A 13,394-nucleotide genomic window follows, 5' to 3' on the forward strand; every position below is an offset into this window, starting at 1 on the left:
AATATGTCAAATAAAACTCATTCGTCTAATCACGATGAAATGATGGATATGGAGCACGAAAACCATGAGATGCACAACATGCACAATATGGATAATATGCATGATATGGACAATATGGATATGATGAATCATGGAGGACACATGATGCATATGGGTGATATGAGTAAAAAGCTCAAAGTGGCTATCATTCTTATGATTCCGCTTCTACTCATTTCACCAATCGCGGGCTTTACTATCCTTAAATTCCCCGGAAGTGAAATTTTGCAACTCATCCTTGGTACAATTATCTTCTTTTACTCTGGGACTCCTTTTTTTAGCGGAGCAAAAGGTGAATTAAAAAGCCGTAAGCCAGCCATGATGATGCTGATTACAATGGGAATTACCGTTGCCTATGCTTATTCTGTTTATGCCACAATTATGAGTCTTAACGGACATATGGGCATGAACTTCTGGTTTGAACTGGCAACTTTAATTGTCATTATGTTGATTGGTCACCTGATTGAGATGAAAGCAATCATGGGTGCTGGCGATGCATTGAAAGATTTAGCAAGCCTTGTTCCCAAAAAAGCTCACTTAAAAAGTGGGAAGGATGTGGAGCTTTCAGAACTAAAAGTTGGCGATTTGCTTTTAGTGAAAGAAAATGAAAAAATTCCTGCAGATGGCCTTATATTAAGTGAAGCGCTCGTTGATGAGTCAATGATTACTGGTGAAAGCCGAGCAGTCAATAAAAAAACAAATGACCTTGTTTATGGTGGTTCCCTCAATCAAAACCAACCATTTGAGATGAAAGTCACAACCCTTGGAAAAGATTCATTTCTCAATCAAGTGGCCGAATTAGTCAAGAAAGCCCAAGCTCAAAAATCTAATTTGGAAAATATGGCTGACAGAGTGGCCGGTTACCTTTTCTATGCTGCACTTATTGTCGGTATCTTCTCATTAATTTTTTGGACAATTAGTTCTAACTTTAGTTTTGCTCTACTTCTTGCGGTTTCTGTTTTTGTAATTGCATGTCCACACGCTTTAGGTCTTGCGGTTCCACTTGTTGTTTCTCGCTTAACCAGTATTTCTGCTAAAAATGGTTTATTAATTCAAAACAGAACCTCTTTGGAAAAAATAAATACAATTAAATATGCCTTAATGGATAAAACAGGAACATTAACTGACGGTAAGTTTATTGTCCGTAATGTTATTAATTTTACTGATGAAACAGACATTCTCCAAATCATGGCAGCACTTGAAGGAAGTTCCACTCACCCGATTGCTCAATCAATCGTTTCATCTGCTAAACCTCTTGAAAATCTAAAAGTTGAAGCGGTTGAAAATATCCCAGGAGTTGGAATTAAAGGGCAAGTTAATCAAAACTTTTATCAAATTGTTAACTATAAATATCTTCGTGAAAATCAACTTTCTTATGATGAACAAAAGATTGCTCAATATTTAGATTTAGGTTTAACTGTATCTTTCCTAATCAATGAACAACAAGATGTTTTAGGATTTATTGCCTTAGGAGATTCTCCTAAAGCAGACGCGAAAGCCTTTATTAATGGTTTATTAGCCCAAGGAATTACCCCTGTTATGCTCACGGGTGATAATAAAGAAACTGCTCAAAAAATTGCTAGTGCACTAAATATTCCCGAATTTAGAGCGGAATTAAAACCTGAAGATAAAGCAGAAATTGTGAAAGAATACCAAAAGAAAGCCGGCGTTCTTTTCATTGGTGATGGTGTCAATGATTCCCCAGCTCTTGCAACTGCTACAATTGGTTTTGCGATTGGAGCAGGAACTTCGGTTGCTATCAGTACCGCTGATGTCGTCCTAGTTAACTCCAATCCAAGTGACGTCTTGGATATGATTAATATCTCCAAACGCATGCTTAGAAAAATGAAACAAAACCTCTGGTTTGGAGCAGGCTATAACATTATTGCTATTCCTGTTGCAGCGGGTATTCTTTATCCATTTACAGGAATTTATATTGACCCTCTCATTGCAGCAGTCCTGATGTCAATCTCAACCGTGATTGTCTCAATCAACGCGATGGGATTGAGGTATGATAAAAAATAGAAGAGCCTATGCTCTTCTATTTTTTTCATACTAATTATGAAACTTTTATCACTTAAATATACTTAAAGATTAAGTATGATATCACAGAAATACTAATGATTGTAATGATATTTTTTAAATATGATTTATTTTTAAATGATTTTAGAATCTTTCGTTCATAATCATTTAATTGACTCCCTTTATGAACTAGAAAATAAATATTACCTCTAAGATTTAAGGATAACATCAACAAACTGAAATTCAAGAAGCTAAAAAAGAACAAAAAGAATTGCTAAAAAAGCACGAAGAAAAACAAAAAAAGAAAGTAAATTAGACAGCTTTAAAAATAAATTCGGTTCTGTTGCAAAGTTTTCCAAAAAATCTATTTTAGTGTAAAATTGAGAAAAAAGACAGAGAGGACAGAGTAATGAATCATTTTAAAGGCAAACAATTCAAAAAAGACGTCATTATTGTCGCTGTTGGTTACTACCTGCGTTACAATCTAAGCTATCGTGAAGTTCAGGAATTGTTATATGATCGTGGAATAAATGTTTGTCATACTACGATTTATCGTTGGGTGCAAGAGTACAGCAAAGTCCTCTATGATCTTTGGAAGAAGAAAAATAGACAATCCTTCTATTCATGGAAAATGGACGAAACCTATATCAAAATTAAGGGACGTTGGCATTATCTTTATCGTGCAATTGATGCGGACGGCTTAACCTTAGATATCTGGTTACGAAAGAAACGGGATACGCAAGCAGCCTATGCTTTCTTAAAACGACTCCATAAACAGTTTGGTGAGCCGAAAGCAATTGTGACCGATAAAGCACCTTCTCTTGGCTCCGCCTTTAGAAAGTTACAGAGTGTGGGTTTATACACTAAGACAGAGCACCGAACTGTGAAGTATCTTAACAATTTAATAGAACAAGACCATCGACCTATTAAACGACGGAATAAATTTTATCAAAGTCTCCGTACAGCCTCTTCCACGATTAAGGGCATGGAGACCATTCGAGGAATATATAAAAAGAACCGAAGAAATGGAACGCTCTTCGGATTTTCGGTGTCTACTGAAATCAAGGTATTAATGGGAATAACAGCCTAAGATATTTGGAGTTCAGAGAGGGCACGTTTGATTTTCAAACTTCGCAACAGAACCGTAATTCTTATTTTTATAGAATGCTTTGCTGTAGATAAAATTATGAATAAATAAAGTAAAAAATACATCCTGACTTATAATACAGTTCATTAGGGTGTGTTTTTGCTAAACGTTTAATAAAAAATTAGGAGCCATTGATGAAAAAAACTATAATCTTTATATTACATATTCCATTTATACTTCTCCTCTGGCTCTGTATAACGTCTCCCTTTTTTATAAAAAATAGTCTGCTTAATTCATCCTTTGGTCACATTTTTAAAGGAGTAGAAAATATTTCTCATAGTGGACCTCTAGCAACAGTTTTGTTGTTATTCGTCATACCTTTACTTTCACTCATTTCATGCTTATACCTTGCTTTTAAGAAAAACCAGAGCGGAAGAAATTATGTGATTTATATTTTGATGTCGTTATTTTCTCTTGTTTGCCTCTCAGTTTTTTCTGTTATTATGATAATAGGTTTAGGAAACTATTTATGAAAAAAAGCCTCTACAAGCTAAATGGCTTGTAGAAGCTTTTTTTTGTTATAATAATGGAGTAGAGTTTATGAACGGTAGCTTTGATTGGAGGTGGTGCTTATGATTATTTCGTGGGCAAAACCTCACAAAACATGAAAGGCGAAAATTTTTTGACTGTATTTCAGGCATTGAGTCTCATGATTGCATTTGCAACTTTGATGATTCTTGTCATTAATACGAGTAACAAAAAATGACCGTTCATCTTAGCGGATAAGGTCATTTAGATAGTATTTGCTACCGTTCTTAAAACGGCTACATTGGACTTGTTACTAGCAAGTCCTTTTTTCTTTATCTTTATTTTATCACAACTTCCATTTTTTGTCATCTCTGATGTTATCCTTAAATTCTAGAGTCGCTATTGTATAATTTTAAACTGTTTATTTTAAGTGATTGCTTTTTCAAATTGATTAGGCGTAAGATACCCTAAACTCTGATGGATGCGTTTTGAATTATAAAAGGCTTCAATGTACCAGAAAATACTCTGATAGGCTTCTTCAAAGTCCTTATATTTAAATTGATACACCCATTCTCTTTTTAAATTTCCATGCCAAGATTCAAGACTGGCATTATGATAAGGATAACATCACGCGGAAGCTATCCGCTAATATAAATATAAGGAAATATAATATTATTGACGTAATGAAAGCGTTTGTGATATAATTGATTTACCTTAAAAAAAGCGCTTTTATTTTTGGTTGATTACGCAAACGGTTGCGTAATTTTTTCGAATTTTTTGGAGGATATCTTATGTCGGAAGTAAAAACTTCTAAATTACCAACTTTACCATTAAAAACAATCTGGATGTTGTCGTTTGGTTACCTTGGGGTTCAAATGGCTTTTTCTCTTCAAAGCTCAAATATGGGAAGAATTTTTGAAACACTTGGTGCGGACCCAACTCGTTTAGGTTTTTTCTTCATTTTACCACCTAAAGGATATTCCATCTGTACAAAATAATTTATAATTAAACTTATTAATAATGAGCTCTACTATAACTGGATTAATAAATAAGTAAGTAACCCACTGAATTGACAGTCTTTACTTCCAATTATGTCATCCTGGGAATATCAGTTTTATAAAAAATAGAAGGTGAGAACAAGATAACACTATGAAACAAATCAAAAGAATTATGGGCATTGACCCTTGGAAAATTACATCAAATCAGATTGAAAAAGAAGACCGTCGTTTGCAAGAATCACTTACTTCCATTGGAAATGGCTACATGGGAATGCGCGGAAATTTTAGTGAAACTTATAGTGGCGACAGTCACCAAGGAACTTATATTGCAGGGGTTTGGTTTCCAGATAAAACACGTGTAGGTTGGTGGAAAAATGGTTATCCTGAATATTTTGGTAAAGCAATCAATGCCCTCAATTTTGCTTCTGTCAGAGTTTTTATTGATGACAAAGAAGTTGATTTAGCCGCAAGTCACGTGACTGATTTTAATCTGTCGCTTGATATGGAAAAAGGGATACTCACCTATACTTATGTAGCTTATGGAGTACGTGTGACTGCCGAAAGATTTTTCTCAATTGCTCAACAAGAACTTGCGGTTTTTGCTTTCATGTTTGAAAGCTTAGATGGTGAAATTCATCAAATCCGTACAGCCTCAATCATTGATGCAAATGTTCGTAATGAAGATTCCAACTACGATGAAAAATTTTGGACAGTAAAAAACCTTGATAATACAGCTACAGGTTCATTTATTGTCACCGAAACAATTCCTAATCCATTTGGAGTTGAACAATTTACGGTAGCAGCTAAACAAAGCTTTGCAGGCGATTTTACTCGAGTTAAGCAAGAAACAAGAGAAAGTTCTGTTTTAGATGTTTACGAAGCAAAATTAATAGAAAATGCACCACTCGCCTTTATCAAAAATGTTTTAGTTGTCACAAGTCGTGATATTGAACCCTCGAATTTAACAAAAGTGCTATCAAATTTGACCCTTGAAATTTCTAAGAAAACATATCATGAATTTTATAAAGAACAAGAAATCGCTTGGAAAAAACGTTGGGAAATTGCTGATGTACAAATTGACGGTTCAGCAGAAGCTCAACAAGGGATTCGCTTTAATCTTTTCCAACTTTTCTCTACCTATTACGGCGAAGATGAACGTTTAAATATTGGGCCTAAAGGATTTACTGGAGAAAAATATGGCGGAGCAACTTATTGGGATACAGAAGCCTATGCCGTTCCATTATACTTGGCACTTTCTGATGAAAAAGTTGCTAAAAATCTTTTAAAATATCGTCATAATCAATTGCCACAAGCACAACATAATGCCCGTCAACAAGGACTTAAAGGTGCTTTGTATCCAATGGTTACTTTTACAGGTGTTGAATGTCATAATGAGTGGGAAATTACATTTGAAGAAATTCACCGTAATGGAGCAATGGCTTATGCGATTTATAACTACAGCAACTACACGGGAGATGAAACTTATCTTGCTCATGAAGGTTTAGAAGTTTTGATTGAAATTGCTCGTTTTTGGGCAGACCGTGTGCATTATAGTAAACGAAATGATAAATACATGATTCATGGAGTCACAGGCCCAAATGAGTATGAAAATAATATCAATAACAACTGGTACACTAATAAATTGGCAGCTTGGGTTTTGACTTATACTGCTGAAAGTTTAGCGAAATACCCACGCCCAGATTTAATTGAAGGAGCTGAAATTGCTCACTGGTCAGAAATTGTGGATAAAATGTATTATCCAGAAGATGAAGAATTGGGTATCTTTGTTCAACATGATGGTTTTTTAGATAAAGATTTGACTCCAGTGGCTCAACTTGACCCTAAAAATCTTCCATTGAACCAAAATTGGTCTTGGGATCGAGTGTTACGTAGTCCATATATTAAGCAAGCAGATGTGCTTCAAGGAATTTACTTTTTCGGCAATCAGTTTTCATTAGCCGAAAAACAACGAAATTTTGATTTTTATGAACCATTAACTGTTCATGAAAGCTCACTTTCTCCATCCATTCATGCGATTTTAGCAGCAGAGCTTGGCATGGAAGACAAGGCTGTTGAAATGTATGAAAGAACAGCTCGTCTTGACTTAGATAATTATAATAACGACACAGAAGATGGACTTCACATCACATCAATGACTGGCTCATGGTTGTCGATTGTTCATGGTTTTGCCCAAATGAAAACCTGGGATGGTCAATTGAGTTTCGCCCCATTTTTACCACAAGCATGGACGGGTTATGCCTTTCACATTAACTATCGCGGACGTTTATTAAAAATTTCTGTTGGTCAAGAAGTGAAGCTTGAATTATTAAGTGGTCAAGCCTTAAATCTTGAAATTTATGGTGAAAAAATTAAACTTTCAAATTTTGTTTCAGTAAACTTAAAAAAATAAGGAGAAGTTATGTTTAAAGCAGTTTTATTTGATCTAGATGGTGTTATCACAGATACAGCAGAGTATCATTATCAAGCTTGGAAAGAGTTGGCAGAATACCTAGGGATTAAAGGAGTTAATCGAAAATTTAACGAACAATTAAAAGGTGTATCAAGAGAAGAATCCCTAAAGAAAATTCTATCGCTTGATGAGGGAATGAAATCATACACTGAGAAAGATTTTTTTGCTTTAGCGAATATGAAAAATGATAATTATGTCAAGATGATTCAGAATATAAGCTCTCAAGATGTTTATCCAGGAATTTTAAAACTTTTGAAAGATTTGAAAAAAAATGATATTAAAATTGGACTAGCTTCTGCATCTAAAAATGGTCCATTTCTATTAGAAAAAATGGAATTAACTGAATATTTTGATGCTATTGCTGACCCGTCTGAAGTTGTGGCATCAAAGCCAGCACCAGATATTTTTATTGCAGCAGCACATGCTGTTGGCGTTATGCCTTATGAATCAATCGGTTTGGAGGATTCTCAAGCTGGAATTCAATCCATAAAAGATTCTGGGGCATTACCAATTGGTGTGGGAGATGAAGAAAATTTGGGAAATGATATTGCAGTAGTAGAAAGCACTGAAATGCTGACTTTTGAATATTTAAAAAAAATTTGGGAGATAAATCATTAATGTTAAGTGAAACGGTTCTGTTGCAAAGTTCAAATATGTACACAAATATTAATTTTTAAGGAGATGAGGAAATGAAAAAAATATTTAGCTTTGAGTTTTGGCAAAAATTTGGAAAGGCTTTAATGGTCGTTGTGGCAGTTATGCCAGCGGCAGGTTTGATGATCAGTATCGGTAAATCGATTCCGTTGATCAATCCTGATCTTGCACCTTTAGTTACAACGGGTGGCGTGATCGAAAATATTGGTTGGGCAGTTATCGGAAATTTACATCTTTTATTTGCACTAGCAATAGGTGGTAGTTGGGCAAAAGAACGAGCAGGGGGAGCATTCGCTGCGGGGATCTCATTTATATTGATCAATCGGATCACAGGAGCAATTTTTGGTGTGACTAATGAGATGTTGGCAAATGAAGACGCATTTACGCATACCTTGTTTGGCACGAAAATCATGGTTAAAGGGTTCTTTACCAGTGTATTAGAAGCACCAGCACTAAATATGGGGGTATTTGTTGGTATTATTGCAGGGTTCGTTGGGGCGATGGCCTATAATAAATATTACAATTATCGTAAATTACCTGACGCATTATCGTTCTTTAATGGAAAAAGATTTGTTCCTTTTGTAGTTATTTTGTGGTCAACGATTGTTGCATTGATTCTTGCTATTGTATGGCCGAATGTCCAAGCAGGGATCAATAACTTTGGATTGTGGATTGCACAGTCAAAAGAAAGCGCTCCGATTTTAGCACCATTCCTATATGGTACATTGGAACGTCTATTGTTACCATTTGGCTTACATCACATGTTGACGATCCCAATCAATTATACGCAGCTGGGTGGTACCTATGAGATATTATCTGGTGCGCAAGCGGGAACAAAAGTATTTGGACAAGATCCTTTATGGTTGGCGTGGGCGACTGATTTGGTCAACTTGAAAGGCGCCGGCAACATGTCGCAATATGAATTCGTATTGACGAACTGGACACCTGCTCGTTTTAAAGTGGGACAAATGATTGGTTCTTCCGGTATCTTGATGGGATTAGCACTAGCGATGTACCGTAATGTTGATCCAGACAAAAAGTCTAAATATAAATCAATGTATTTTTCAGCAGCACTTGCAGTTTTCTTAACAGGTGTAACCGAACCATTAGAGTTCATGTTCATGTTTGCAGCTGTACCTCTTTACATTGTTTATTCTGTGATCCAAGGGGCAGCTTTTGCAATGGCAGATATTCTACCTTTACGTGTCCATTCATTTGGGAACATTGAACTATTGACACGTACACCATTAGCGATCAAAGCAGGATTAGGTATCGACTTGCTCAATTTTGTTATCTGTGTCATATTATTTGGAGTATTGACGTATTTTGTGGCAAACTTTTTGATCAAAAAATTCAATTATGCTACACCAGGACGTAATGGGAACTATAATAACGACAGTGAAGAAACGCCGTCAGGTTCTGCAACTAATGCAGATCAACAAATCATTAAGATCATCCATTTGTTAGGTGGAAAAGAAAACATCAAGGATGTAGATGCTTGTATGACTCGTTTACGTGTCAGCGTCGAGGATCCTGGGAAAGTCGGTTCAGAAGAAGAATGGAAACGTGCTGGAGCGATGGGCTTGATCGTTAAGGACAAAGGTGTGCAAGCCGTGTATGGACCAAAAGCGGATGTGTTGAAATCGGATATTGAAGATTTACTACAATCAGGCGCTGATATTCCAGAGCCAACAGTTGAGGCAACAAATAAAAATGAGAAGAATGAAGAGAAACATGTTTTAGGTATCGAAAAAGAATTATTCACTGTAGCAACTGGTGAGGTAATTGCTTTAACAGATGTGAATGATCCAGTCTTTTCACAAAAGATGATGGGTGATGGCTTTGCTGTCATTCCTGCCACTGGAGAAGTGACGGCACCACTTTCTGGTAAAATCGTGAGTGTCTTCCCAACCAAGCATGCAATTGGCATGCAAACAGCAGAAGGAGCAGAAGTTTTGATCCATATGGGACTGGATACTGTTCAGATGAGCCAGCCAGCGTTTGAGATCTTAGTTTCTGAAGGCCAAGAAGTAGTAGCAGGAACAACGATTGCTCAGATGAATCTAGATGCAATCAAGAACGAAGGGAAAGAAACGACGATCATAGTAGTCTTTACAGATGACAAAGTCAATGGGCTGACAATCAATAAATTAGGAGACACTGAACGAGGAACAGTGATCGGGAAAATAAACTTGTAAAGAATCACAGAAGTTCATGTGTGTATTTCATATCGAAAGAATGTGTTCGATGTGTGTAACTCCTAGAAGTAAGCCGATAATCCCGAAATTGCTTTTCCTATTTCAGGGATTATTGGCTTATTTTTTGAATAAACTACTTTGGGGTCTTTACCTATATGGATCCAGAAGGTGGGAGCAATGTTTCGACCCATCCCATTAAGAAGGAGAATTATATGAAAATAATGACGTTGAATACGCATAGCTGGTTAGAAGAGGAACCACAAGAAAAATTAAAACAGATCGCTCAAAAAATCTGTCATGAACAATATGATGTGATCGCATTGCAAGAAGTCAATCAAACGATGAACGCAAAACGACTAACCAGTGAGCAGCTGAAGAATTTTAGTCAGGTGCAGGAACAAACGCCTGTCCGCTCGGATAACTTTGCCTATTGCTTGATCCAGCTCTTAGCAGAACAAGGTGAAACTTACTATTGGAGTTGGGAAATGAGTCATATCGGCTATGCTATCTATGAGGAAGGCAATGCGCTTCTTTCCAAACAACCACTAACTAGTCAAACGCACCTAGTCTCCGAAACAAAAGAAAAAGAGGATTACCATACTCGAAAAATATTAGTAGGTCAAACCTCTGTCAAAACACAATGTATTACTGTAGCAAGCTGTCATTTTTCTTGGTGGGCAGATGAAAAAAGCGGATTTGCATTTGAGTGGAAAGAATTAGAAGCAAGTTTAGCGCCTCTTACAACACCACTGTATCTATTAGGGGATTTCAACAATCCTGCTGAAGGCAGCGGGTACGATTTAGTGGCAAAAAGTCAGTTGCCTATTCGTGATGCTTATCCAATCGCGCAAAAAAAACAAGCTGAAGCAACGATCGAAAAGAGAATCGATGGCTGGGAAAACAATAAAGAGGGGCTACGTATCGACTATATTTATGTACCACAAGATTGCTTTGTTACAAGTTATCAACGTATTTTTGACGGGGAAAATGGCCCGATTGTCAGTGATCATTATGGGGTAGCAGTCACGTTGGAGTGAAGAGAAACGAAGGAATATTGTCACAATAAGAATATGGGACAAATCTAAAAACCAGGTTTGTTACAGACTCTCGAATAAACGACGTCCGAAAGGCAGGTTTTTCGGAAATTTAAAAAAAACGAGCAATACAAAAAATGTATTGTTCGTTTTTTCTCTAATTTCTCATAAACGATTTTTGTCTCAACCTCATTTTTTTATGAATGTATCCGACTTCTAATAAACATGATGAATAAAATCAGCCAACCAATGAAGGTCAACCCGATGATGAAATAAAAGAAGAGCGGCAAGTCATAATATAAGGTGATCTCATTGATACCATTATGCTGTTTGACGATTGGCGTACCGATGTCTGTCAATCCATATAATTTAGTAATATCAGATGCCATCGTTGTTTGATAATTCTTTACGAATTTTGATTTGGTATCTATAGCAATATGATTTTTGTAGCCATAGTGTCTCTCATTACCTTTAATTGTCCAGCGAGCAGCTGTATCCTTCTGTGCTCTTTTGTTCTTCGTCCAATTCACTGGTACCCTATTTGCTTTAATCAATTCATTTTCGTCTTTTGGATTACGTTGTTTAGGCGCCTCTATGAATGTTGCATCAACAATCTGCCCTTTATGAGCGATCATCCCTTGTGATCAAGTTTTTCTTGAAAGGCAGAAAAAAGCCAGTTTCCTCTATTAGATTTTGATAGCTGATTTCTAAAGTTCCAGATAGTCTTTGCGTCTGGTACCTTGTCATCAATCTTAAGGAATCTTCTAAACGTAATCCGGTCAATCATTTGATATTCCATTGCATCATCAGATAGATTGTATAAGCGTTGTAAAATTAGAATTTTCAACATTAAAACAAGGTCATAGGGCGGTCTACCAGCATGAAATTTGTTTTTTAAATCATACTTAAAAATCCGGTTAAGAGTTGGGCGAAAACACTCGAAATCAACCACTTTTTCTAGCCGCTCAAGAGGGTCTCCTTTTAAACTTAATTTTTCAAGATAGTCGCTATCTCCAAATAAATTCATCTTCAATACCTCGTTAGCTTATTTTTAATCTATTATACCTCTTTTCATACGTTTTTAGAGGTGCCCTTAACCTAGTAAAGTGTTACAATTAAAGTGTCAGGTTACCATTCGAGCGGATGGCAAGTTTCAAGATTTCATGAAGTGAAATCGCAGAAAGGGAAAAAATATGAGTGTAAGAGTCGAAAAAGTTAGCATGGGTGAGGGAAAAACAACCCAGTTGGTCAGATTGGAGAATACCAGTCTGACAGTTGAATTAGTCGCCTATGGGGCACATTTGTATCGTGTCTTGGCTAAAGATAGGCAGGGTATTGCTGAAAATGTCGTTCTAAATGTGACACCAATATCCGCATTAGCCACTGATTTACAGTATTTTGGGGCCACTGTAGGACCAGTCGCGGGCCGGATTAAACAAGCACAAATTGGTGACCTAAGCTTAGAAGTTAACGACAATACAAATTCGCTTCATAGTGGCTCTCAAGGCTGGTCATTCCAAGAGTGGGATTTAGATTGGCAAGAAAGCGATGACGAGATCACTGTTACTTTCAGTTATATCGATCACAAATCTGGTTTCCCTGGTCCGATTGCTGCCCAGGTTATTTATCACCTAATCGACAATCAGCTCAGCATTACCTTCACAGGAGAGTCGCCAGTTGCTACCTTCTTTAATCCAACCAATCATGGCTACTTTAACCTTAGTGGTGAGTTGAAAACAGATATTCGACAACAAATCCTTGAAATTTCAGCTGATCACATTCTGGACACAGATGCCGAGTTAATTCCGACAGGACTATTTTTACCAGTAGCAGAGACGCCCTACGACTTCACGACAGCTAAACCAGTAGAAAATGCGCTAAATGCGCTTCCGAGTGGCTTAGATACAGCTTTTGTTTTCGATGACCATGCGGGTGACCACCATGTTACCCTGTACGATAAAGCAAGTGGTAGACGACTAGACGTGACGAGCGAGGCTAGGAGTGTGATCATTTATAGCGTCAGTGCGTGGGATCGGGATACTCAAGTGAATGATCATCCGATGGCAAAAGAACTGGGGTTAGCTATTGAATTTCAGGAGTTGCCGGATTTACCGCATCATCCAGAATGGGGCAGCATCGCACTTCTACCAGATGAGAAAGTGTCAAAGACAATTCACTATAGATTTGGAGTCAGCTAAAATGGTCAAAACAATCATCAGTATAACAGGAGATTATTATCATGAAGGAAAGGACACCGATCAATGTCTTCAGCGTGTCTTAAGTTTGCTAGATGAGCCCGTTATCTATGAAATGTCCCTTTAGATGCTTTAAGTGAGGCACTTTCTAAAAATCCAGACCTCATTATCC

Annotated in this window: 8 protein-coding genes and 3 pseudogenes; 9 read left to right on the forward strand and 2 right to left on the reverse strand. The window is 36.8% G+C overall.

What is annotated here, in order from left to right; genetic code table 11:
• The first annotated feature begins 3 nt into the window (after window positions 1–3).
• From J0J35_RS11275 to J0J35_RS11825, 3 genes are all read left to right on the forward strand, one after another.
• Complete coding sequence (locus tag J0J35_RS11275; RefSeq protein ID WP_206918302.1) at window positions 4–2,061, forward strand: heavy metal translocating P-type ATPase; 2,058 nt, start codon at window positions 4–6, stop codon at window positions 2,059–2,061.
• Window positions 2,062–2,467: 406 nt separating this feature from the next.
• Window positions 2,468–3,148 carry an IS6-like element ISS1N family transposase gene (locus tag J0J35_RS11280; RefSeq protein ID WP_206918303.1) on the forward strand — a complete coding sequence of 227 codons (681 nt, stop codon included), beginning with the start codon at window positions 2,468–2,470 and terminating at the stop codon, window positions 3,146–3,148.
• Window positions 3,149–3,854: 706 nt separating this feature from the next.
• A complete protein-coding gene (locus tag J0J35_RS11825) occupies window positions 3,855–3,911 on the forward strand; it encodes a hypothetical protein (protein WP_230316055.1) in 57 nt (18 codons plus the stop codon).
• A gap of 188 nt (window positions 3,912–4,099) precedes the next feature.
• Here J0J35_RS11825 and J0J35_RS11285 read toward each other — a convergent pair.
• Window positions 4,100–4,297: pseudogene (locus tag J0J35_RS11285) on the reverse strand (IS3 family transposase); the annotation flags it as partial.
• Window positions 4,298–4,464: 167 nt separating this feature from the next.
• On the opposite strand from J0J35_RS11285, the pseudogene J0J35_RS11290 reads away from it, so the two are divergent.
• The 5 genes and pseudogenes from J0J35_RS11290 to J0J35_RS11310 all read left to right on the forward strand — a co-directional run.
• Window positions 4,465–4,644 (forward strand): annotated as a pseudogene (locus J0J35_RS11290) (MFS transporter); the annotation flags it as partial.
• Between the two features lie 178 nt (window positions 4,645–4,822).
• Window positions 4,823–7,081 (forward strand): glycoside hydrolase family 65 protein, encoded by a 2,259-nt coding sequence (locus J0J35_RS11295; RefSeq protein ID WP_206918304.1) that lies wholly within the window; start codon window positions 4,823–4,825, stop codon window positions 7,079–7,081.
• A 9-nt stretch (window positions 7,082–7,090) separates the two neighbouring features.
• Window positions 7,091–7,759: a beta-phosphoglucomutase gene (pgmB, locus tag J0J35_RS11300; protein ID WP_043735886.1), complete on the forward strand. Its 669-nt coding sequence runs from the start codon at window positions 7,091–7,093 to the stop codon at window positions 7,757–7,759.
• Between the two features lie 71 nt (window positions 7,760–7,830).
• Window positions 7,831–9,993, forward strand: a complete 2,163-nt coding sequence (locus J0J35_RS11305; protein ID WP_206918243.1) for a PTS transporter subunit IIBC — start codon at window positions 7,831–7,833, stop codon at window positions 9,991–9,993.
• A 212-nt stretch (window positions 9,994–10,205) separates the two neighbouring features.
• Window positions 10,206–11,030, forward strand: a complete 825-nt coding sequence (locus J0J35_RS11310; RefSeq protein WP_081200332.1) for an endonuclease/exonuclease/phosphatase family protein — start codon at window positions 10,206–10,208, stop codon at window positions 11,028–11,030.
• 194 nt (window positions 11,031–11,224) lie between these two features.
• Here J0J35_RS11310 and J0J35_RS11315 read toward each other — a convergent pair.
• A pseudogene (locus J0J35_RS11315) lies at window positions 11,225–12,054 on the reverse strand (IS5 family transposase).
• Window positions 12,055–12,220: 166 nt separating this feature from the next.
• Here J0J35_RS11315 and J0J35_RS11320 point away from each other — a divergent pair.
• On the forward strand, window positions 12,221–13,225 hold the full coding sequence (locus J0J35_RS11320) for an aldose epimerase family protein (RefSeq protein ID WP_195936439.1): 1,005 nt from the start codon (window positions 12,221–12,223) through the stop codon (window positions 13,223–13,225).
• Window positions 13,226–13,394: the final 169 nt, after the last annotated feature.

It is taken from the genome of Lactococcus sp. LG606, from assembly GCF_017309645.1.
GTDB lineage: Bacteria > Bacillota > Bacilli > Lactobacillales > Streptococcaceae > Lactococcus > Lactococcus petauri.